Annotated in this window: 19 protein-coding genes, 1 tRNA gene and 1 pseudogene; 6 read left to right on the top strand and 15 right to left on the bottom strand. The window is 74.6% G+C overall.

Annotation, left to right across the window (positions count from 1 at the left end):
* Window position 1: 1 nt before the first annotated feature.
* Window positions 2-1987, top strand: coding sequence for a VWA domain-containing protein (locus tag ACI8AG_RS17795; protein WP_456590545.1), 1986 nt, complete (start codon window positions 2-4; stop codon window positions 1985-1987).
* 95 nt (window positions 1988-2082) lie between these two features.
* Here ACI8AG_RS17795 and ACI8AG_RS17800 read toward each other — a convergent pair whose 3' ends face one another.
* Window positions 2083-3408 (bottom strand): DUF2252 domain-containing protein, encoded by a 1326-nt coding sequence (locus tag ACI8AG_RS17800; protein WP_456598058.1) that lies wholly within the window; start codon window positions 3406-3408, stop codon window positions 2083-2085.
* A gap of 95 nt (window positions 3409-3503) precedes the next feature.
* Between ACI8AG_RS17800 and ACI8AG_RS17805 the strand changes: the two genes are divergently transcribed.
* Together ACI8AG_RS17805 and ACI8AG_RS17810 are read left to right on the top strand one after the other, a co-directional pair.
* Window positions 3504-4535, top strand: coding sequence for an SGNH/GDSL hydrolase family protein (locus tag ACI8AG_RS17805; RefSeq protein ID WP_456598059.1), 1032 nt, complete (start codon window positions 3504-3506; stop codon window positions 4533-4535).
* Window positions 4536-4656: 121 nt separating this feature from the next.
* Window positions 4657-5877 (top strand): acetyl-CoA C-acetyltransferase, encoded by a 1221-nt coding sequence (locus ACI8AG_RS17810; protein ID WP_456598060.1) that lies wholly within the window; start codon window positions 4657-4659, stop codon window positions 5875-5877.
* A gap of 73 nt (window positions 5878-5950) precedes the next feature.
* On the opposite strand, the gene ACI8AG_RS17815 is transcribed toward ACI8AG_RS17810, so the two are convergent.
* Window positions 5951-6514, bottom strand: a complete 564-nt coding sequence (locus tag ACI8AG_RS17815) for a WYL domain-containing protein (RefSeq protein WP_456598078.1) — start codon at window positions 6512-6514, stop codon at window positions 5951-5953.
* Between ACI8AG_RS17815 and ACI8AG_RS17820 the strand changes: the two are divergent.
* Together ACI8AG_RS17820 and ACI8AG_RS17825 are read left to right on the top strand one after the other, a co-directional pair.
* Window positions 6463-6699 (top strand): annotated as a pseudogene (locus tag ACI8AG_RS17820) (epoxide hydrolase N-terminal domain-containing protein); the annotation flags it as partial. The gene ACI8AG_RS17815 and the pseudogene ACI8AG_RS17820 sit on opposite strands and share 52 nt — an antisense overlap.
* A 221-nt stretch (window positions 6700-6920) precedes the next feature.
* On the top strand, window positions 6921-7610 hold the full coding sequence (locus tag ACI8AG_RS17825) for an alpha/beta fold hydrolase (RefSeq protein WP_456598079.1): 690 nt from the start codon (window positions 6921-6923) through the stop codon (window positions 7608-7610).
* A 67-nt stretch (window positions 7611-7677) separates the two neighbouring features.
* Here ACI8AG_RS17825 and ACI8AG_RS17830 read toward each other — a convergent pair whose 3' ends face one another.
* Entirely contained in the window at window positions 7678-8526 is an 849-nt protein-coding gene (locus ACI8AG_RS17830; protein WP_456598061.1) for a Bax inhibitor-1/YccA family membrane protein, read from the bottom strand.
* A 40-nt stretch (window positions 8527-8566) separates the two neighbouring features.
* Window positions 8567-8716: a hypothetical protein gene (locus ACI8AG_RS17835; protein WP_456598062.1), complete on the bottom strand. Its 150-nt coding sequence runs from the start codon at window positions 8714-8716 to the stop codon at window positions 8567-8569.
* An 81-nt stretch (window positions 8717-8797) separates the two neighbouring features.
* On the opposite strand from ACI8AG_RS17835, the gene ACI8AG_RS17840 reads away from it, so the two are divergent.
* Window positions 8798-10054: a MalY/PatB family protein gene (locus ACI8AG_RS17840; protein ID WP_456598063.1), complete on the top strand. Its 1257-nt coding sequence runs from the start codon at window positions 8798-8800 to the stop codon at window positions 10052-10054.
* 16 nt (window positions 10055-10070) lie between these two features.
* On the opposite strand, the gene ACI8AG_RS17845 is transcribed toward ACI8AG_RS17840, so the two are convergent.
* From ACI8AG_RS17845 to ACI8AG_RS17895, 11 genes are all read right to left on the bottom strand, one after another.
* Window positions 10071-10144: transfer RNA gene (locus ACI8AG_RS17845), tRNA-Leu, on the bottom strand.
* A gap of 51 nt (window positions 10145-10195) precedes the next feature.
* Entirely contained in the window at window positions 10196-10957 is a 762-nt protein-coding gene (locus tag ACI8AG_RS17850; RefSeq protein WP_456598064.1) for a uracil-DNA glycosylase, read from the bottom strand.
* A gap of 17 nt (window positions 10958-10974) precedes the next feature.
* Window positions 10975-11967, bottom strand: a complete 993-nt coding sequence (locus tag ACI8AG_RS17855; protein WP_456598065.1) for a Ppx/GppA phosphatase family protein — start codon at window positions 11965-11967, stop codon at window positions 10975-10977.
* Complete coding sequence (locus ACI8AG_RS17860) at window positions 11964-12524, bottom strand: DUF501 domain-containing protein (protein WP_456598066.1); 561 nt, start codon at window positions 12522-12524, stop codon at window positions 11964-11966. Before ACI8AG_RS17860 ends, ACI8AG_RS17855 begins: the two co-directional genes overlap by 4 nt.
* Entirely contained in the window at window positions 12524-13120 is a 597-nt protein-coding gene (locus ACI8AG_RS17865) for a septum formation initiator family protein (RefSeq protein WP_456590536.1), read from the bottom strand. Before ACI8AG_RS17865 ends, ACI8AG_RS17860 begins: the two co-directional genes overlap by 1 nt.
* A 10-nt stretch (window positions 13121-13130) precedes the next feature.
* Window positions 13131-14408, bottom strand: a complete 1278-nt coding sequence (gene eno, locus ACI8AG_RS17870) for a phosphopyruvate hydratase (protein WP_456598067.1) — start codon at window positions 14406-14408, stop codon at window positions 13131-13133.
* A gap of 60 nt (window positions 14409-14468) precedes the next feature.
* On the bottom strand, window positions 14469-15809 hold the full coding sequence (locus ACI8AG_RS17875) for a mechanosensitive ion channel family protein (RefSeq protein ID WP_456598068.1): 1341 nt from the start codon (window positions 15807-15809) through the stop codon (window positions 14469-14471).
* A gap of 166 nt (window positions 15810-15975) precedes the next feature.
* Window positions 15976-16902: a MazG family protein gene (locus tag ACI8AG_RS17880; protein ID WP_456598069.1), complete on the bottom strand. Its 927-nt coding sequence runs from the start codon at window positions 16900-16902 to the stop codon at window positions 15976-15978.
* Between the two features lie 4 nt (window positions 16903-16906).
* A complete protein-coding gene (locus tag ACI8AG_RS17885; RefSeq protein ID WP_456598070.1) occupies window positions 16907-17890 on the bottom strand; it encodes a SurA N-terminal domain-containing protein in 984 nt (327 codons plus the stop codon).
* An 89-nt stretch (window positions 17891-17979) separates the two neighbouring features.
* A complete protein-coding gene (mfd, locus tag ACI8AG_RS17890; protein ID WP_456598071.1) occupies window positions 17980-21519 on the bottom strand; it encodes a transcription-repair coupling factor in 3540 nt (1179 codons plus the stop codon).
* A gap of 101 nt (window positions 21520-21620) precedes the next feature.
* Entirely contained in the window at window positions 21621-22079 is a 459-nt protein-coding gene (locus ACI8AG_RS17895) for an adenylyltransferase/cytidyltransferase family protein (protein WP_456598072.1), read from the bottom strand.
* Between the last annotated feature and the right edge of the window lie 261 nt (window positions 22080-22340).

Below are 22340 nucleotides of genomic sequence, written 5' to 3' on the forward strand. Positions count from 1 at the left end.
GGTGACCACGCGCCGCCCGCGCGGCTACCGGTACGGCGCCTGGCGGGGCGGTCCCGACCCGCTGGCCCCGCCGTACGACCTCGGCGACGCCGTGGACGAGATCGGCGACTCGGTGCTCGACGGCAGCGGCGTCCGGGAGGCGTTGCGCGAGCTGCTGCGCCGCGGCACGCAGGGCCGGCGCGGCCTGGACGAACTGCGCCGGCAGGTGCGCGACCGACTGCGCTCGGCACGCACCGCCGGGCGGATGGACGGCACCCTGCAGGAGGTGCGCGAGCTGCTCGACCGCGCCGTGCAGGCCGAGCGTCGGGAGCTGTTCCCCGATCCGGACGACGCCGCACGGCTCGCCGAGGCCGAGCTGGACGCGCTGCCCGAGGACACCGCGGGCGCCGTCCGCGCGCTCAAGGACTGGTCGTGGCGCTCGGCGGAGGGCCGGGAGGCCTACGAGCAGATCCAGGACCTGCTGCGCCGGGAGGTGCTCGACAGCTCCTTCGCGTCGATGAAGCAGGCGCTGGAGAACGCCTCCGAGGGCGACATGCAGGCGGTCAAGGACATGGTCGCCGATCTCTCCCGGCTGGTCGACGCGCACAACCGCGGCGAGGACACCGACCAGCAGTTCGCCGACTTCATGGACCGGCACGGCCAGTTCTTCCCGGACGACCCGGAATCCGTCGAGGAGCTGATCGACTCGCTGGCCCGCCGGGCGGCGGCGCAGCAGCGGATGATGGCCGGCCTCTCCCCCGAGCAGCGGGCCGAGCTGGCCGAGCTGATGGCCCAGACGATGGAGGACATGGGGCTGGCCAGCGAGATGGCCCACCTCTCCGACGCGCTCCGCCAGGCCCGCCCCGACCTGCCCTGGGGGCAGCGCGGCCAGGTGCCCGACGGCGAGCAGGCGCTGGGCATGGGCGACGCCACCACCGCCGTCGCCGAGCTCGCCGACCTGGAGGCGCTGTCCAACCAGCTGTCGCAGGGCTACGCCGGGGCGTCCCTCGCCGACGTCGACGAGGAGCTGCTCGAGCGCGCGCTGGGCCGCTCGGCCGCCGACGACCTCGCCACGCTCCGGCAGCTGGAACGCGAGCTCGAGCGGCAGGGCTACCTCAACCGCAGCGAGGGGCGGCTGGAGCTCTCGCCCAAGGCGGTCCGCCGACTCGGAGCCACCGCGCTGCGCCGGGTGTTCGCGCAGCTGGACGCCACCGGTCGCGGCGAGCACGACGTCGCCGACGCCGGCGCGGCCGGGGAGCTGACCGGTGGCTCACGGGAGTGGCGGTTCGGCGACGAGCAGCCGCTGGACGTCGTCCGCACCGTCCGCAACGCGGTGCTGCGGACGGCGGGCGAGCCGCGCCGGGAGGGGCAGCGGCGGGTCCGCATCGCCGTCGAGGACTTCGAGGTGGTGGAGACCGAGCGGCGCACCGGCGCCGCCGTCGCCCTGCTGGTCGACCTCTCCTACTCGATGGCGCTGCGCGGCACGTGGGGCGCGGCGAAGTCGACGGCGATGGCGCTGCACTCGCTGGTGACGACGCGGTTCCCGCAGGACGCCATCGAGATCATCGGCTTCTCCTCCACGGCCCAGGTGCTGCGCCCGGAGACGCTCGCCGAGCTGAGCGTGGACACCCTGCAGGGCACCAACCTGCAGCACGGCCTGATGCTGGCCCGCCGGTTCCTCGCCCGGCACCGCGACGCCGAGCCGGTGGTGCTGGTGGTCACCGACGGGGAGCCGACCGCCCACCTGGAGGACGACGGGACCCCGTACTTCTGCTGGCCGCCGATGCCCGAGACGATCGCCCGCACGGTGGCCGAGGTGGAGCGGGTCGCCCGCTCCGGCGCCACGGTGAACGTCTTCGCCCTCGACCCCGATCCCGGGCTGGTCCACTTCGTGCACGACCTCACCCAGCGGGCCGGCGGGCGGGTGTTCACCCCCGACAGCGAGCGGCTCGGCGAGTACGTCGTCGCCGACTACCTGCGCACCCGCCGCGGCCGCCGCCCCCGCTGACGCCCGACCTCCCCGTCGAGATCACGGGATCTCGGCACGCCAGGCAGCCTGATGTGCCGAGATCCCGTGATCTCGGCACCGGCGGGCCAGGCGCGTCAGCTGCTGGAGCTGATCCCCGGGATCCGCCCCGCCCGGAAGGCGTTGACGAAGAGCCGGTGGTCCTCCTGCGTGCGGTGCGCGTAGTCGTGCGCGAAGGCGACCAGGTCGGCGACGAACTCCTCCCGCCGGTCGCCGAGCATCGCGGTGATCGCCTCCTCGGTCTGGAACGGCACGAGGGTGTGGTCGCTGTCGGCGTCGCCCACGCAGTGCAGCTTCGCCGTCGCCCGCCCGAGCTGCTCCAGGACCGGGCGGATGTCGGCGGGCTCGGTGAGGTCCTCCCACTCGAGGTCGAGCTCGTAGGGCGACAGCTCCGCGACGACGAAGCCCGTGCCGCGGATGTCGGTGTAGCCCAGGAACTGGGAGGCGTGCGACTGCAGCGCGCGCCGGCTCAGCGCCGTCCGGTGGCCCTCGTGCTCGAAGTACCCGCGGATGCGCGGGTCGTCGACGACCCGCCCGGGGGCGGGCACGTTGCCCTGCTTGACCGAGAGCACGACGTCGTTCTCCAGCGCCTGGTCGTAGCCCTCCAGCAGCACGTTGTAGGCCGGCAGCCCCGCGCTGCCGATGCCGAAGCCACCGGTGCCGATGAGGTCCTTGACGTCGTAGGCGACCTCGCGCCGCCAGGGCCGGGGCGGCAGCGTCGCCTTGTACCGCTCCAGCGCCGCGAGCACCTCCTGGTACTCGGCGTCGTCCAGCCGGCGGTTGCGCGGCGAGTCCGCGAAGCGGCGCTCGTCGCCCTCGACCACGGTCATCCGCTGCAGCAGGCCCAGCCGGGTGCGGGTGGCCGTGCGGCGGATCAGCTCGTGCACGGCGCCGTGGGTGTTGCCGGCCACCAGGGCGAACTCGCGGTCGGCGTCCGACCGGGTGAAAGCGGCCACCTGGTCGAGCCACGCGTGCAGGTAGACGGCGAGCAGCTCGCTGATCACCTCGTCGGAGAACGCCTTGCGCCAGGCCATGAGCGCGAAGCTGGCGGCGAAGCGGCGCAGGTCCCAGCTGACGTGCCCGACGTACGCCTCGTCGAAGTCGTTGACGTCGAAGACGATCCGGCCGTTGGCGTCCATGTACGTGCCGAAGTTCTCCGCGTGCAGGTCACCGTGGATCCACACCCGGGACGTCCGCTCGTCGCACCAGCGATCCTCGGACGTCGCCATGTCCGCGTAGAACAGTGGGGCGCTGCCCCGGTAGAAGGCGAACGGATCGGCCGCCATCTTGCGGAACTTGGTGCGGAAGGCGTCCGGATCGGCGTCCATGAGGTCACCGAACGCCTCGACCAGGACGCGAACGATCTGCCGCGTCCGCTCGTCGGTCGGGGTGGAGGAGCTCATACCAGGGAGGGATGGGGGCACAGGTTGCACCGTAGGGGGCCGATAACGTCGGTGGTGCCCCGATGACGTCGGCACCGACCAGGGAGGGAGGGACCATGACGCGTACCGCGACGGCCCGACGACTGGCCACCGGTGCCGCCTACGGCGGCGGTGGGGTCGGGCTGGCCGGAGCTGCCCTGGTCGCTCTCCTCCGCGAGGAGGCGCGCGTGGCCCGCCGCAGGGTCGAGGCCCGCACGTACAAGGAGGACCCCCCGTCGGGCGACGGCGTCTACGGGCGGGGTGGCGGTGAGCCGATCGTGCTCGCGGTCCTGGGCGACTCGAGCGCCGTCGGGCTGGGCGTGCACTGCGCCGCCGAGACCCCCGGCGTGCTCGTCGCCGCGGGGCTGGCCGAGCTCGCCGAGCGCCCCGTGCGGCTGGTGCGCCTGGCCAAGTCCGGTGCCCGCGCCGCCGACCTCGAGGTGCAGGTCGACCGCGCGCTGGCCGAGCGCCCCGAGGTCGCGGTCATCATGATCGGCGCCAACGACGTCACCGCCCGCACCCCCACGTCGGTCTCGGTCAGCCACCTCACCGACGCCGTCCGCCGGCTGACCGCGGCCGGCTGCGAGGTCGTCGTCGGCACCTGCCCCGACCTGGGCACCATCCGGCCGATCGCGCAGCCGCTGCGCACGCTGGCCCGGCGCTGGAGCCGGCAGATGGCCGCGGCGCAGACCATCGCCGTCGTCGAGGCCGGGGGCCGCACCGTCTCCCTCGGCTCGCTGCTGGGCCCGGCCTTCGCCTCCGACTCCAGCATGTTCAGCGTCGACGAGTTCCACCCGAGCGCGGCCGGCTACGCGGCGGCGGCGGCGGTGCTGCTGCCCTCGGTCGCCGACGCCCTCGGCGTGTGGCCGGCGCGCGCCGACCGCGGCCTGCGCTCGCTGCGCCGCCAGACGGTCAAGCCGGTCGCCCGCGCCGCGGCCCGGGCGGTCAACCGTCCCGGGACCGAGGTCCAGGCCGCCGAGGTGGCCGGCTCGGAGACCGGTCCCCGCGGCCCGTGGGCGCTGCTGCGCCGCCGCCGGCCGACGGGGGTGCCGACCCCGGAGCAGGCCGAGCACGCCGAGAACGACCCGCTCGCCGGGCGGACGAGGTGACCCCGGCCACACCGGCGTCCTCCTGACCTGGGGCCCCTCCCCAGGCGGCCGGGCCGGGGTAGTTTCCGAGGTGACCGACGTCCGGCGCGCCGCGTCCGGACCCCCTCATCGTGGAGGAACCATGCCCGAAGCAGTCATCGTCTCGACCGCGCGTTCCCCCATCGGCCGCGCGTTCAAGGGGTCGCTCAAGGACATGCGGCCCGACGACCTCGCCGCCGCGGTCATCCGGGCCGCGCTCGACAAGGTGCCCGCCCTCGACCCGCACGACATCGACGACCTCATGCTGGGCTGTGGCCTCCCCGGTGGGGAGCAGGGCTACAACATGGGCCGCGTCGTCAGCGTGCTGCTGGGCATGGACCACCTGCCCGGCACGACGATCACCCGCTACTGCTCGTCGTCCCTGCAGACGACCCGCATGGCCATGCACGCCATCAAGGCCGGTGAGGGCGACGTCTTCATCTCCGCCGGCGTGGAGACCGTCTCGCGGTTCGTGAAGGGCAACAGCGACTCGCTGCCCGACACGCAGAACCCGGTGTTCGCCGACGCCCAGGCCCGGGTGGCCAAGGTCGCCGAGAGCGGCGCCGACTCCTGGACCGACCCCCGGGAGAACGGCGACGTCCCCGACGTCTACATCGCCATGGGGCAGACGGCGGAGAACCTGGCGCTGCTCAAGGGCGTCACCCGCCAGGAGATGGACGAGTTCGCCGTCCGCAGCCAGAACCTCGCCGAGGAGTCGATCAACAACGGCTTCTGGGAGCGGGAGATCACCCCGATCACCCTCCCCGACGGCACCGTCGTCTCGAAGGACGACGGCCCGCGCCCCGGCACCACCCTGGAGGGCATCTCCGGCCTCAAGCCGGTCTTCCGCCCCGACGGCCGGGTGACCGCCGGCAACGCCTGCCCGCTCAACGACGGCGCGTCGGCCGTGGTGGTCATGAGCGACACCAAGGCCCGTGAGCTCGGCCTGACCCCGCTCGCCCGCGTGGTCTCCACCGCGGTCACCGGGCTCTCGCCGGAGATCATGGGCTACGGGCCGGTCGACGCGTCGAAGCTCGCGCTCCAGCGGGCCGGCATGACGATCGACGACATCGACCTGGTCGAGATCAACGAGGCGTTCGCCGCGCAGGTCATCCCCAGCTACCGCGACCTGAACATCCCGATCGAGAAGCTGAACGTGCACGGTGGCGCCATCGCCGTCGGCCACCCCTTCGGCAGCACCGGCGCCCGCATCACCGGCACGCTGATCAACGGCCTCCAGACCAAGGACAAGACGTTCGGCCTGGAGACCATGTGCGTCGGCGGCGGCATGGGCATGGCCATGGTGCTCGAGCGCCTCTCCTGACACCGCCGTCGCCGCCCGCGTGCCCCACCCGGCCACCGAGCCGGGGCGGGCACGCGGGCGGGGGCGCCCACCCTCAGCCGCCGACGGCCTCCCGGCAGCGACGAGCCTGCGCCCGGAAGGCTCCGGCGAGCTCCGGCGGCCCCTCGACGAGGCGGAAGTCGGCGTCCAGCGAGGTGATCATCCAGACGAGCGCAGCCACGGTGTCCGCGCCCACGTGCACCGTGCAGCTGCGCTCGTCGACCGGCGCCACGACACCCATGCCCGGCCAGATGCGTGCGCTGACCGCGTCGGCGGGTTCGGGCACCCGGACCGTCGCCCGGTACGGCCAGACCCGCGCCGAGAGCTGCCGCGCCAGGTAGGCCGCGACGTCCCCGTCCGGCGCCTCGCGCGGCGGGAACCGCGGTCCCGCGGGTGGCCGCGGGACCAGCCGGTCGACCCGGAAGCTCCGCCAGTCCCGCCGGTCCAGATCCCAGGCGACCAGGTACCAGTACCGGCCGAAACTGACCCACCGGAGCAGTCCTAGGACCTTCCTAGCGTGACCGCCATGAGTTCGTCGACACCGGACATCCGCCTTTCCGCATCGACGTGCCGCAGGAGGACGTCGAGGACCTGCAGGCCCGCCTGGCGCGGACCCGATGGCCCGGCGACCTGCCGGGGGTCGGGTGGACGCGAGGCGTGCCGCAGGGTTACCTGCAGGGGCTCGCCGAGCACTGGCGGACCGGGTACGACTGGCGGGCGCACGAGACTTCTCTCAACGCTTTCCCACAGTTCGTCACGGAGATCGACGGCCAGCGCATCCACTTCCTGCACGTGCGCTCGCCGGAGGCGGACGCGACCCCGCTGCTCCTGCTGCACGGCTGGCCCAGCACGATCGCCGACTTCCTCGACGTCATCGGTCCGCTCACCGACCCGCGCGCACACGACGGAGACCCGGCGGACGCCTTCCACCTGGTCGTCCCGTCGATGCCGGGCTTCGGCTTCTCGACCCCGCTGGCCGGACCGGGCATGGACCCGCGCGGACGGGCCGGATCCTCGCCACGCTCATGGGCGGCCTCGGGTACGACCGGTACGGCGTGCAGGGCGGGGACACCGGCTCGTTCGTCGCCCCGGAGATCGGCCGGCACGACGGCGAGCACGTTTTTGGCGTGCACCTCAACGCGGCGATCACGTTCCCGCTCGGCGACGACGACACCGAGGGGCTCGACGAGGCCGACCGCCGGCGGTGGCAGCGGATGCAGGAGTACGACGACGGCTACCTGCAGATCCAGGCGACATCGCCGCAGACGCTCGCCTACGGGCTGACCGACTCACCCGCCGGGCAGCTCGCCTGGATCGTGGAGCTGTTCCAGCGACTCGCCGACCTGCCCGCCGACGGACCACCGGAGCAGGCTGTCGACCGGGACCGCATCCTGACGGGGGTCTCCATCTACTGGTTCACCGCGACGGCGGGGTCCTCCGCTCAGGTGTACTTCGAGGCGATGAACCCGGTCGCGTGGAGCCAGGAGCCGGAGGCCGGGGCGGGCTGGGACGCCGGCGGGAGGGGTGCGCAGCCCGGCTCGGCCCCGACGGGCTTCCTCCTGTCGAAGAACGACGTCACCGTGCGGGCTTTCGCCGAACGGGACCACGCCGTGGTCCGGTGGACCGAGCTGGACCACGGCGGTCACTTCCTCGCGATGGAGGAGCCGGAGGCGTTCGTGTCCGACGTCCGCGCCTTCTTCCGCGCGGTCGGCTGAGCCGCCGGAGACGGCAGTGGCCCGGCCCCCTCGCGGGGACCGGGCCACTGTCATGTGGTGCGGGGGCTCACTCGTCCTGGAAGTAGGACAGCAGCCGCAGGATCTCCAGGTACAGCCAGATGACCGTGACGAGCAGGCCGAAGGCGATGTACCAGGCGAACTTGGCCGGGGCGCCGCGGCGGATCGCCTCGTCGGCCATGTCGAAGTCGAGCAGCAGCGTGAACGCCGCGACGCCGATCACGACGAGGCTGAAGACGATGGCCAGGGGGCCGCCGTCACGCAGCCCCAGCCCACCAGGGACGAAGAAGCTGGCGACCAGGTTGACCACGACGAGCACCAGCACGCCGATGAGCGCACCGACGATCCAGCGGGTCAGCTTCGGGGTGACCCGGATGGCGCCGGTCTTGTAGATGACCAGCATGCCGGCGAAGACGCCGAAGGTGCCGATCAGCGCCTGCATGACGATGCCCGAGCCGAACTGGAGGCTGAACACCTCGCTGATCGCGCCGAGCGCGACGCCGTACAGCGCGCCGTAGGAGAGCGTCGCGACCGGGCTGGCGATCTGCTTGAAGGCGATCACCAGGCCGAGCACCAGCGCGACGAGCACCGCCGGGAGGGCGAGCCCCATGGCGGCGGTGCCGGGCATCGCCCAGGTGAGCGCCGCGGCGGCGACGGTCACCAGGAACGAGAGACCCGTCTTGGTGACGACGTCGTCCATCGTCATGTAGCGGGTGTCCTCGGTCGTCCCGTACGGGGACGGCGCGGCGTACTGGTCCTGCTGCGGCGCCGGGGCGCCGTACTGCGGGGCCCCGTACTGGGGGGCGCCGTACTGGGGCTGGTTGCCCCAACCGGCGTACTGCTGGCCGGGGCCCGCGTTGCCGAACCCACGGCTGAACGCCGGGTTCCTACTGGCCATCGTCATCTCCTCGAGGTGACTCGTCGGTCGTGGAGACTGATCACGCACTCCACTCGGTCAGGTCAACGCCCGACACGCCCACAGCGTTCCACAGCTGCCGCAGATCCGGATCACCCTCGCGGGTGCGGGTCGGAAAACCGGCCGCAGCCCCTGCCTCGTCCGGCACGCCCACCAGCGGCGCGGCGCTCACCGGGCGGGCTCGGCGCGGGGTGCCCGATGCTGTCCTCGCCACCCACCCGCCCTGGCGACCGCACCCGATCGGAGCACATCCATGACCGCCCTGCCTTCCGGTCCTTCGCCGGCCGCCCCGGGCCCGGAGGCCGGGGCGCGGCCGGCCAACCCGTTCCTGCAGGTTCCCCTGGACGACCTGCGCCGGCGGACGAGCGTCAAGTGGCGCACCCACCCGGCGGACGTGCTGCCGCTGTGGGTCGCCGAGATGGACGTCGCCCTCGCACCCCCCGTCCGCGAGGCGCTGCACCGCGCGGTCGACGCGGGCGACACCGGCTACCCCGCGGGACACGAGTACCCGGAGGCGGTGGCCGCCTTCGCGGCCGACCGGTGGGGCTGGACCGGCATCGATCCGGGCCGCACGGCTGTCGTGCCCGACGTGATGACGGGCATCGTGGAGGTGCTCCGCCTCGTCACCGGTCCCGGCGACGTCGTGGTGGTGACCCCGCCGGTGTACGCGCCCTTCTACGCGTTCGTCGAGCACGCCGGGCGCTCCGTCGTGGAAGCGCCGCTGGACGCGCGCGGCCGCCTGGACCCGGAGACGCTGGACGCCGCCTTCGCCGCAGCCGGCGCCCGCAGCGCCCACCCGGCGTTCCTGCTGTGCAACCCGCACAACCCCACCGGTGCCGTGCACACCCGCGCCGAGCTGGAGTCCGTCGCCGCACTCGCCCGGCGGCACGGCGTGCGCGTCGTCTCCGACGAGATCCACGCGCCGCTCGTCCTCCCCGGTGCCCGCTTCGTGCCCTACCTCAGCGTCGTCGACGACGGCTTCGCGCTGATGTCGGCGTCGAAGGCGTGGAACCTGGCAGGTCTCAAGGCGGCCGTGGTCGTCGCCGGGCCGGAGGCGGCCGCGGACCTGGCCCGCCTCCCCGAGGAGGTCGGCCACGGGGCCAGCCACCTCGGCGTCATCGCGCACACCGCGGCCTTCCGCGAGGCCGGCGGCTGGCTGGATGCGGTGCTCGCCGCCCTCGACGAGAACCGGCGGCTGCTGCAGCAGCTGGTGGCCGAGCACCTGCCGACGACGACGCTGCGCGCACCGGAGGGCACCTACCTGGCCTGGCTGGACTGCCGTCCGCTGGACCTCCCGCCCGAGGCCCCCAGCGGCGGCCGCGCCGTGGTGAGCGACCTCGACGGGCCGGCACGGTTCTTCCTGGACCACGCACGGGTGGCCCTGAGCTCCGGCCACGTCTTCGGCACCGGGGGCGCCGGGCACGTGCGCATCAACATCGCCACCTCGCCCGCCGTGCTGAGCGAGGCGCTGGCCCGCATGGGCCGGGCGATCGCGGCCCGGACCTCGTAGGCCCCCGCACCGATCGTGCCCCCGGTCGGGTTCGAACCGACACTGGGACCCTTTTAAGGGGCCTGCCTCTGCCGATTGGGCTACGGGGGCGCGGTGCGCACGCTAGCCGGACCGGGCCCGGCCGCGCGGGACCGCCGCCGGTCAGCCGGCGGCCAGCTCGGTCGCCCGGGCGAGGACAGCGTCCAGCATCGGCTCGGTGAGCCTGCCGGTGAAGGTGTTCTGCTGGCTGACGTGGTAGCTGCCCAGCAGGGTCAGCGGGCCGCGCGGCCCGGTCAGCTCCACCTCGACCCCGTGCCCGAACGCCGGCCGCGGGCGTGGCAGCGCGTACCCGGCGGCGGCGAGCACCGGCCACAGCGCAGTCCAGCCGAAGCCGCCGAGGACGACGACCACCCGCAGCCGGGGCAGCAGCTCCAGCTCGCGGGCCAGCCACGGCGAGCAGGTGTCCCGCTCCTCAGGGGTGGGCGCGTTGGCCGGCGGGGCGCAGCGCACCGCGGCGGCCACCCGCACGTCGGTGAGCTCCAGCCCGTCGCCGGCGTGCGTCGACGTCGGCTGGTTGGCCAGGCCGGCCCGCCACAGCGCGGCGAAGATCCAGTCACCGCTGCGGTCGCCGGTGAAGACCCGGCCGGTGCGGTTCCCGCCGTGCGCGGCCGGCGCGAGGCCGACGACGGCGATCCGCGCATCGGCGGGTCCCAGGCCCGGCACCGGACGGCCCCAGTAGTCCTGGTCGCGGAAGGACGCCCGCTTGACCCGGGCGACCTCCTCGCGCCACGCCACCAGCCGCGGGCAGGCGTAGCAGCCGGAGACGCGCGCGTCGAGGACCGGCAGCTCACGCGCACCACGGGCACTGCGCGCCACCCCGGCGGGGGTGCGGGTGACGGGGAAGCCGCCGGCGTCTACAGGCATAGGAGAAGGACCCCGTCCTACTCCCCGCTCGCACGCTCGCGGCGAGCCTCTGGACGGGGCCGGTCGCGGGCGAGGCGCAGGGCGATGCCGTCGAGGATGTCGTGCTCGCTGACGGTCACCTCGGCCAGGCCGAACTCCTCCATGAGCACCCGCAGGATGAGCGCGCCGGCGCCGATCACGTCGACCCGTCCCGGGTGCATCACCGGCTCGGCGGCGCGGCGCGCCCGAGTGGCCCCCAGCAGGTCGGCGGCGACCCGGCGGACGTCGGCCACCGGGATGCGCGAGCCGTGGATCGCCGCGGAGTCGTAGGTGGGCAGGCCCAGTGCGAGGGCCGCCACGGTGGTGACCGACCCGGCCAGCCCGACCAGGCTCGCCGCGCGGGAGACCGGCACCTCGGCGCTGACCTGGGCCAGCGCAGCGCGGACGTCGCGCTCGGTCCGCTCGATCTGCTCCGGGGTGGGCGGGTCGTCGTGCAGGTGCCGCTCGGTCAGCCGCACGCAGCCGATGTCGACCGAGCGGGCCGCGGTCACGCCGTCGGCGTCCCCGAGCACGAACTCGGTGGAGCCGCCGCCGATGTCGACGACGAGCCAGGGAGCCGGTGCGGGTGCCAGCCCGTGCGCGGCGGCCGCGGCGGCGAGCGAGCCGGTGGCGCCGAGGAAGGAGAGCTCGGCCTCCTCCCGGCCGGTCACCACGTCGGGTGTGCGCCCCAGGGTGGCCCGCACCATGTCCTCGAAGTCGGCGCGGTTCGCCGCGTCGCGGGTGGCGCTGGTGGCGACCATCCGGACGTCGGTGGCGCCCAGGTCCCGGGCCGCCGCCGCGTACTCGGCGAGCACCACGCGGGTGCGCTCGATCGCCTCCGGCGCCAGCCGGCCGGTCGCGTCCACGCCCTGGCCGAGGCGCACCACCTCCATCCGCCGCAGCAGGTCGGTATGCCCGCCCTGCGCCGGCACGTCGGCCACGAGCAGCCGGATGGAGTTGGTGCCGCAGTCGATCGCCGCGACCCGCGTCATGCGTCGCCCTCCGGCCGGGCGCAGGGGCCCTTCGCCCACCACTCCCCCATCTCGGCGACCGCGCGGTCACCGATCGGGTTGACGCCGGGGCCGGCGGCCAGCGCGTGGCCGGCCAGCGCGTGCAGGCACTTGACCCGGTCGGGCATGCCACCGGCGGTGGCGCGGGTGGGCAGCACGTCCTTCGCGTCGCGCGCGGCGAGGTAGGCCTCGTGCGCGGCCCGGTAGCCGGCGGCGAGCTCGGGATCGGTGGCCAGCTCCGCCTGCCACTCCCGCATCCGGCCGGTCGACTCCAGCCGGCTCGCGGCGGCCGAGGCCCGCGGGCAGGTGAGGTAGTAGAGCGTCGGGAACGGCGTGCCGTCCTCCAGCCGCGGCGAGGTCTCGACCACGTCCGGCTGGCCGCAGGGGCACCGGTGCGCGACACCCGCCAGCGCACGGGGCGGGCGGCCGAGCTGCCGGGCGACGACCTCGCGGTCCTCCTCGCTGACGGGGCTGGAACGGCCCCGCTGCAGGGGCCCGGGCCGAGCGTGCGAGGCCGGGGGGGTAGCGGGGTCCTCCATCACTCCGCCACCTCCTCGTGGTCCGGCTGGTCGACCACGCCGCCGTCGGCCTCGGCCACCGACCGCATCAGCCCCTCGTACCAGGGCAACGGCCCCGGGTCCGCGGCGGCCGCCAGCGTCCCGGCGTCACCCTCGACGGCGTCCCCGTCGACGACGAGCACCAGCCGGTCGCCGGGGAGGACGTAGGAGAGCCGCTCCCGCGCCTGCCGCTGGGCGTAGGCGGGGTTGGCCTGCCGCGCCAGCTCGCCCTGCAGCTCGCCGACCCGCGCGTCGAGCTGCCGGCCCTCCGCGGCCAGCCGGGCGAGCTCGGCCTGGCCGGCCAGGTACTGCCGGATCGGCCCGGCGAGGGTGAGCGCGAGCAGCAGGACCAGGCCGACCAGCACGACGGCGCGGCCGGTGAACAGCGGGCGGCGACGGGGCGCGACCGAGGCGGTCGGTCGGCGCTCCGGGCGACGGTTCGGACGCCGCTGCGCCGGCCGGCTGGACGCCCCCGAGCGCAGCCCGGTACGGACCGGCCGCGAGTGGTGCACCCGCGGCACCCGGCCGGTCGCGCGCCGTGTCTCGCCTCCGCCCCGCCGGCCGCGCACGCTGCTCATCGGCCTCCGCTCAGCCGTTCAGCCGCGGGAAGGCGGCGGCGCCGGCGTAGCGGGCGGCGTCGTCGAGCTCCTCCTCGATGCGCAGCAGCTGGTTGTACTTGGCCACCCGCTCGCTGCGGGCCGGCGCACCGGTCTTGATCTGCCCGCAGTCGGTGGCGACGGCGAGGTCGGCGATCGTGGTGTCCTCCGTCTCGCCCGAGCGGTGGCTCATCATGCAGCGATAGCCGTTGCGGTGGGCCAGGTTCACCGCGTCCAGGGTCTCGGTGAGCGTGCCGATCTGGTTGACCTTGACCAGCAGCGCGTTGGCGGCCTTGCGCGCGATGCCGTCGGCCAGGCGCGCCGGGTTGGTGACGAACAGGTCGTCGCCGACGATCTGCACCCGGTCACCCAGGGCGGCGGTCATGGCGATCCAGCCGTCCCAGTCCTCCTCGTCGAGCGGGTCCTCGATGGAGACGATCGGGTAGGCGTCGACCAGGCCGCGGTAGTAGTCGACCAGGTACTCCGCCGACCGGGACTGGCCCTCGAAGTCGTAGCCGCCGTCGGTGTGGAACTCGGTGGCGGCGACGTCGAGCGCGAAGGCGATGTCGGTGCCGAGGCTGTAGCCGGCCTTCTCCGCCGCCTCGGCGATGAGGTCCAGGGCGTCCCGGTTGCTCGGCAGGTCGGGCGCGAAGCCGCCCTCGTCGCCCAGGCCGGTGGCCAGGCCGCGGCCCTTGAGCACCGCCTTCAGCGCGTGGTAGGTCTCCGTGCCCATCGCCAGCGCCTCGGCGAACGTGGCCGCCCCGACGGGGGCGATCATGAACTCCTGCACGTCGACGTTGCTGTCGGCGTGGGCGCCGCCGTTGAGGATGTTCATCATCGGCACGGGCAGCAGGTGCGCCGACGGGCCGCCGACGTAGCGGAACAGCGGGAGGCCGGTGGAGTCCGCGGCGGCCCGCGCGACGGCGAGGCTGACGCCGAGGATGGCGTTGGCCCCCAGGCGGGACTTGTCCGGCGTGCCGTCGAGGTCGAGCAGGCGCTGGTCGATCAGCCGCTGCTCGCTGGCCTCGTAGCCGACGAGCTCGGGGCCGATGACGTCGAGGACGCCGTCGACGGCCCTGGTCACTCCCTTGCCGCCGTAGCGCTCACCCCCGTCCCGCAGCTCGACCGCCTCGAAGGCGCCCGTGGAGGCTCCGCTGGGCACGGCGGCCCGGGCGATCGTCCCGTCGTCGAGGGCGACCTCGACCTCCACGGTGGGGTTTCCGCGCGAGTCGAGGATCTCCCGCGCGCCTACGGCATCGATGCTCGGCACGGGGGCAGCCTAACCAGCCGGAACTGTCGGCGAGGCCTCCCCCGGCCGCGCCCCGCCGGATCAGGGCGCCGACGGGCCCCGCTCCTGCTCCGCGGTCCCCTCGTCCCCGGCCGTCCGGTCGTGGCGGGCGCGCTCGGCCTGGTCCTCCTCGCTCGGCCCGCTGAACGCCTGGGAGCGCTTGCGGGCCTCCAGGCTCCCGGTGAAGAGCCCCTCGCTGGTCGCGGGCCCGCGGCCGGACGGGCGCGCCGGGCGGGGTGCGGTGCGGGGGTCGGGAGCCGGCCGCGGTCCGCGCCGCCCGGCGGTCTCGTACCCGGCGGCGCCCTCGTTCCGGACGCGCGGCAGGGCGTGCGGGGCCTCCCGCTGCAGCCAGCCGACGAGCCCCTCCCGAACGGCGCAGCGCAGGTCGAACAGGGTCCCCGCGTCCTGCGCGCTGACCAGCACGCGGACCCGCACGAGAGCGCCGACGGCGTCGGTCACCTGCAGGACCTTGACCCGCTGGTCCCAGTTCTCGTTCCCGGTGACCAGCCGGTCGAGCTCCTCGCGCATCCGGTCGAACGGCGTCGTCCAGTCCACGTCGAGCTCGACGGCGCCGAGGACGGCGGACTCCTTGCGGGTCCAGTTCTGGAACGGCGTGGTCGTGAAGTAGGTCGAGGGCAGCACCAGCCGCCGGTCGTCCCAGACGTGCACGACCACGTAGGTGAGGGTGATCTCCTCGATGCGGCCCCACTCCTCCTCCACGACGACCACGTCGTCGACGCGGATCGCGTCGGTGAAGGCCAGCTGCAGGCCCGCGAAGACGTTGGCCAGCGAGGTCTGGGCGGCCAGGCCGGCGACGATCGAGATCACGCCGGCGCTGGCCAGGATGCTGGCACCGGCGGCGCGGGCGCCGGGGAAGGTCAGCAGCATCCCCGCGACCGTGAGCACGGCGACGACGACGACGGCCAGCCGGCGCAGCAGCGAGATCTGCGTGCGCACCCGCCGGGCGTGCCGGTTGTCCGCGACGTCGATGTCGTACCGGGCGAGCCAGGCATCGGCGGCGACGAAGACCGCCACGGCGACCAGCCAGCCGATGGTCGCGATCACGCTCAGGGCCAGTACGTGGACGACGACCTCCGCCCAGTCCCCCAGGTCGTCGGCCGCCTCGAGGACGACGGTCAGCGCCACCAGCACCAGCAGCGCGCGCAGCGGGGTGCGGCCCCGCCGGGACAGGTCGGCGGTCACGGGCGAGCCACGGCCCACCCGCCGGACCACGACGCCGATGAGGACGCCGAGCAGCCAGGCCGCCAGGGCGGCGCCGGCGCAGACGAGGAGCACCTGCCAGGTCTCGGACGGGATCAGGCCGGACACGCCCTCGACGGCCTCGTCGGGGCCGACCGGGTCATCGGCAGGGGCGGAGAGCACGGCGGACAGCGGAGCGGCTCCTCTCCGGTCTGGTACGGCCGCCGGATCCTCGTCGGCGGCAGGCGGTGCTCCCCGGGCCGGTGGCGCGTCGTCGCTGCTCGCTTCCCGGCCCGGCGCATCACGCGCCGTCGGGGTCCTCCACGCTAGCGAGCCGACGCACCGCCCGTCAGGTCGACGTCCCCCGGTCGGGTCGGGTCGCGGCGGCGTCGAGCTCGCCGGCGTAGCGGCGCACCGCCTCCCGCAGCGCGTCCTCCACGTCCCACCCGCGCGCCTCGGCGGCGGCGACGACGGCCAGCAGCCGCTCGCCGAGCGCCTCCGGGCTCGCGTCGGCCAGCTCGGCCGGCTCGGGCGTGGGGAGCCCCGCCCGACCGGCCCGGCGCACCAGGGCCGCGCCCCACGACGCCGCGGGCTGCGAGCGGGAGACGCCCTCGGTGGGCGAGCGGCGCTGCTTCTCGGCCTTCTTGATCTCCTCCCAGCCGGCCTCCACCTGGGCGACATCGCGCGGCCCGGCGTCGCCGAACACGTGCGGGTGCCGGCGGACCAGCTTGTCGACCAGGTCACCGGCGACGTCGTCGACGTCGAAGCGCCGCTGCTCCCCCGCCTCGGCGGCGACGCGGGCGTGGAAGACCACCTGCAGCAGCACGTCGCCGAGCTCCTCGCGCATGGCGGCCGGGTCGTCGTCGACGATCGCGTCGTAGGCCTCGTGCGCCTCCTCGAGCAGGTACCCGCGCAGCGACGCGTGCGTCTGCTCGGCGTCCCACGGGCACCCGCCGGGCGAGCGCAGCCGGTCCATGACCGCGACGACGTCCAGCAGCCGCACCCCGGCGGGCTCCGGGGCTGCGGCGACGAGCTCCGCACCGGGGACCGGTTCCCCGGCGGGGACCAGCAGGACGACGTCGCCGGCCAGGGCGCCGGCGGCGGCGAGGTCGGGCACCTCGGCGACGGCCAGCCCGTCGGCGCGCAGCACCGCAGCGGTGCCGGCTGCCCCGGGCAGGGCAGCCAGCGGGCGCCCCGAGGAGACCGCCCGCCACCCGGCGGGGCTCAGCAGGCCGGGCAGGCGGGGGCTGGCGGGGACGGCGAGCGCGACGGGCACCGGCTCAGTCTGCCGAAGCAGCCGCCGGCGCATCGTCGAGGAGGTCGACCACCCCGCTCTGGGCGGGCAGCAGCCGACCCTCCTCGTAGGTCCCGTAGCGGGGGTTGACCGCGATGTCGAGGTCGGCCCGCACCTCGTCGAGCAGCGGCCGGACCGAGGCCTCCGCCTGCTCGCCGGCCTCCTCGACCAGTCGCGGCCGCAGCTCCTCGAAGGACGGGTAGACGGTGCCGGCGCGGAAGGCGACGACGACCCCGCCCGTCTCGGGCACCGGGACCGCGACCGCCGTCCCCGGTTCGGCGGTGACCAGCGGCGCGCTCAGCGCGGGCGGCAGCTCGTCGGCGGCCCGGCGTCCGAGCTCCGGCAGCGTGTACGGGCCGGCGAACCGCGCGGCCACCGCGGCGTAGCGGGCCGGGTCGGCGGTCAGCTCCGCGATGACGGCGGTGGCGGTGGCCTGGTCCGGCACGGTGACGTAGCCGAACTCGATCTGGCCCAGCTCCTCGCGGACCTCCTGGTACCGGGCCCGCAGGGCAGCCTCGTCCAGCGGGTCCGCCGTCCCTTCGGCGGCGGCGATCTCCTGGCGCACCAGCTGCTGGCGCACGCTCTCCCGGACGTCCGCCCGGCCGATGCCCTGCTCGGCGAGCCGCGCGTAGACGGCCTCGGGGTCGTCGTCGCCCAGCAGCTCCTCGATCCGGCGGGTCACCTCGGCGTCGGTGACCTGCACCCCGTAGCGCTCGGCCGCGGCGTCGTGCACCTCGCCCTCGACGAGCAGGCCCAGCACCCGGCGGGTGAGCTGCTCCTCACGCCCCTGCGCGGTGGCGGCCACACCGGCGTCGGCGAGCCGGTCGGCGACCTCCGCCTCGAGCTCGGCGACGCCGATCCGCTCCTCGCCCACGTAGGCGGCGACGTCCGGTGCCGACCGGCAACCGGCCAGGGCGAGGACGGCCAGGGACACGGCGGCACACGACCGGGCGGCGCGGTGGATCAGCACGCCGGGAGACTCCCACGAAAAGGACCCTGCTGCCCCCACGCCTCGCACGCTCGGCGCGGCCCCCTGCAGCAGGGCCGTGGCAGCGCCCGCTACGCCGCGACCGGGGCCCCGAGGACGGCGGTCAGCGTGGCGTGCAGGTTCTCCAGCAGGGCGACGTCGCGCAGCGGCGTGCGGCGGTCGGGGCCGACCGGCACCTTGAGCGAGATGGTCCGCACGGCCGCCTTGTAGGAGGCGCCGTCGGCCAGGCGGGCCAGCCGCATCTGCTTGGACTCCGGCAGGTCCACCGGGCCGACCCGGATGGTGCGGCCCTGCAGCGAGACCTCGGTGATGCCGAGTTCCCGCATAGCCACCCGGAAGCGGGCCACGGCCAGCAGGTTGAGCACCGGCGCCGGCGGGGCGCCGTACCGGTCGGTGAGCTCGTCGAGCACCGCCTGCGCCTGCGCCTCGTCCTGGATGGACGCGACCTTGCGGTAGGCCTCCATGCGCAGCCGCTCGCCGGGCACGTAGTCGTGCGGCAGGTGTGCGTCGACCGGCAGGTCCACCCGCACCTCCACCGGCTCGGCGGGCGCCTCCTCACCGGTCACCTGCGCCCGGTAGTCGGCCACCGCCTCGCCGACCAGCCGCACGTACAGGTCGAAGCCGACGCCGGCGATGTGCCCGGACTGCTCGCCGCCGAGCAGGTTGCCCGAGCCGCGGATCTCCAGGTCCTTCATCGCCACCGCCATGCCGGCGCCGAGGTCGGTGTTGTTCGCGATGGTGGTCAGCCGGTCGACCGAGGTCTCGGTGAGCGTGCGGGTGGGGTCGTAGGTGAAGTAGGCGTAGGCCCGCTCCCGCCCACGGCCGACCCGGCCGCGGATCTGGTGCAGCTGGGAGAGCCCGAACGTGTCCGCCCGGTCGACGATCAGGGTGTTGGCGTTCGGGATGTCCAGGCCGGACTCGACGATCGTCGTCGCGACCAGGACGTCGTACTCCTTCTCCCAGAAGCCGACCATGATCCGCTCGAGCTCGTGTTCCTTCATCTGCCCGTGGCCGACGGCGATGCGGGCCTCGGGCACCAGGTGGCGGATCTTCGCGGCGGCCTTGTCGATCGACTGCACCCGGTTGTGGATCACGAAGACCTGGCCGTCGCGCAGCAGCTCCCGGCGGATCGCCGCCGCCATCTGCTTGTCGTTCCACGCGCCCACGTAGGTGAGCACGGGGTGCCGCTCCTCGGGCGGGGTGAGGATCGTCGACATCTCGCGGATGCCGGTGAGGCTCATCTCCAGGGTGCGCGGGATCGGGGTGGCCGACATCGACAGGACGTCGACCGCCGTCCGCATCGTCTTCAGGTACTCCTTGTGCTCGACGCCGAAGCGCTGCTCCTCGTCGACGATGACCAGCCCGAGGTCCTTCCACCGGGTGGTCGGCTGCAGCAGCCGGTGGGTGCCGACCAGGATGTCGATCTCGCCGGCGGCCAGCTGCCGGAGGATCTCGGTGGTCTCGCGGTCGGACTGGAACCGGGAGAGCACCTTCACCGTCACCGGGAACTGGGCGACCCGCTCGGAGAAGGTCTTGAAGTGCTGGTTGGCCAGCAGCGTCGTCGGCACCAGGACGGCGACCTGCTTGCCGTCCTGCACCGCCTTGAACGCGGCCCGGATCGCGATCTCGGTCTTCCCGTAGCCGACGTCGCCGCAGATGATCCGGTCCATCGGCACCGTCTGCTGCATGTCGGCCTTGACCTCGTCGATCGCGGCCAGCTGGTCGGGGGTCTCCTGGAAGGGGAAGGCGTCCTCCAGCTCGCGCTGCCAGACCGTGTCGGGCCCGAAGGCGTGGCCCTGGGTCGCCATGCGCGCGGAGTACAGCCGGATCAGCTCGCCGGCGATCTGCTTGACCGCCTTGCGGGCCTGGCTCTTGGTCTTCTGCCAGTCGGCGCCGCCGAGCTTGGACAGCGCCGGCGACTCCCCGCCGACGTAGCGGGTCAGCTGGTCGAGGGCGTCGGTGGGCACGAACAGCCGGTCCGGCGGCTGGTTCCGCCGCGACGGCGCGTACTCGACGATCAGGTAGTCGCGCTGGCCGCCGTTGACGGTGCGGCTGATCATCTCGATGTAGCGGCCGACGCCGTGCTGCTCGTGCACCACGAGGTCGCCCGGCTGCAGCTGCACCAGGTCGACGGCGTTGCGCCGGCGGGCGGGCATCTTCACCGCGTCGCGCATCGTCGTGCCGCGCTGGCCGGTCAGGTCGTGCTCGGTGACCAGCGCCAGCCCGACGCCCGGGAAGGCGAACCCGGCCTCGAGGTTGCCCTGGGTGACGTGGGTCAGCCCGGGGTCGGGGGCGGTGGCCAGGTCGGGCACCAGCCGGACGCCGAGCTCGGCCTCGGTGAGCTGGTCGGCGGCGCGCTGCGCGGGGCCGGGGCCGGCGAAGGTGACGACGACCCGCCACCCGTCGCGGTGCCAGCCCCGCATGCGCTCGACGGCGGCACCCTGGTCGCCGTGGAAACGCTCGACGGGTGTGGCGTCGAGGGTCACCTGCCGCTCGTCGTCCTCGGCCTGCAGGGTGAAGGCGCCGGTGGTCCACCAGGGCAGACCGCGGCCGCGGGTCGCGGCCTCGACGTCGGCGAGGTCCCGGAAGGAGGACGCGCCCAGGTCCAGCGGCGCCTCCCCCGCCTCGGCGGCGGTCGCCCACGAGGCGGCGAGGAACTCCTCCGCGGTGCGCACCAGGTCGGCCGCCCGGCTGCGCACCCGCTCGGGGTCGCAGACCAGGACGTGCGTGCCCGCGGGCACCAGGTCGGTGAGCAGCTGCATGGCCGCGTCGCCGATGAGGGCGGGGGTCAGCGACTCCATGCCCTCCACGGCGATGCCCTCGGCCAGCTTGCCCAGGACCTCGATCAGGCCGGGGTGCTCGACCGCCAGCGCCGCGGCACGGGCGCGCACCTCCTCGGTGAGCAGCAGCTCGCGGCACGGCGGGGCCCACAGCCGCTCGGGGCGCTCGTCCAGCGACCGCTGGTCGGCGGCGGAGAAGTACCGCAGCTCGTCGACCTCGTCGCCCCAGAACTCCACGCGCACCGGATGCGGCTCGGTGGGCGGGAAGACGTCGAGGAGGCCACCGCGGACGGCGAACTCGCCGCGCTTCTCGACCAGCTCCACGCGCGTGTAGGCGGCGTCGGAGAGCGCCTGGGCGATGTCGTCCAGCTCGGCCGAGTCCCCGGGCTTCAGCTCGACCGGCACCAGGTCACCGAGCCCGGGGGCCAGCGGCTGGAGCACGCTGCGGACCGGGGCGACGAGGACGTCGATCGCCCCGTTCTCCCCCGGGTGCGTGAGGTCCCGCAGCACGGCCAGCCGCCGGCCGACGGTGTCCGCGCGCGGGCTGAGCCGCTCGTGGGGCAGCGTCTCCCAGGCCGGGAAGACCTCCACCCGGCGGCCCGGGACGAAGCAGCGCAGCAGGTCGGCGGCCGCGTCGGCGTCGCGCTCCCCCGCGGTGACGACGAGGACGGGCACGCCGGCGCCCGGCGCCGGTGCGGCGAGGGCGGCCGCCACCAGCGGCTGCACCGTCGGTGGTGCGGTGACGGCGAGCTCGGCGCTCCCGGCGGAGGCGACCACGCGGGCCATGCCGGGGTCGGTGAGGACGACGTCGAGCACGCCGCGCAGGGTCACGCTTCTTCTTCTCCTGAGGTTGTCCGGCCTCGCACGGACCGCCGAGTGCGGCCGGGGCCGCTCCCCAGGCTAGACGGCACCCCCGACAGGCGCCGCCCCGCTCAGGAGGTGCGGGCGCGGGCCACCCGGCCCACCGGCTGCTCCGCCTCGATGGCCGCCAGCGCCTTGCGCAGGATCGTGCTGGAGGTGTGCATCGTGTACGGGAAGTAGTGCACCCGGACGCCGACCTCGGCGAAGTCGCGCTCGAGCTTCAGGCCCTTGGTGGTGCCCCGCCAGTCGTCGCCCTTGAAGAGGACGTCGAACCCGACCTCGCGCCAGGTGTCGATCTTGTCGGGGACCACCTCGGCGTGCACGGCGTCGACGAACCGCAGGCTGCCGACGATCTCCATGCGCTCGGCCAGCGGGATGACCGGGGCCCGCCCCTTGGTCTGCAGCAGCATCTCGTCGGAGACGACGCCGGCGATCAGCCGGTCGCAGTGGTCGGCCGCGTGCCGGAGGATGTTCAGGTGCCCGACGTGGAACAGGTCGTAGGCCCCTGGCGCGTAGCCGATCACCGTCATGCGATCCCCCGATCGTCCGTCCGGCGCGCGTCATCGGCGGCTGCCGGTCACATTGCGTGACAGAGAGCTCATCGAATATCGCGGTGAGCTGCTGCCGAGCCCCGACGCTAGCCCGATGGAGGTGACGCATTGTGAGTTCCGGAGGGGGTTCACCCCATCGGGCGCCGTGCCCGGCGGCCGTCGGCCGGCCGGTGCCCCCATGGGGTGATCCGGACCGGTCGTCCCCTGTCCCGGCCTGCCGCCCGAACCTAACGTCGGCCC

The sequence above is a fragment of the Blastococcus sp. SYSU DS0552 genome (genome assembly GCF_054050815.1).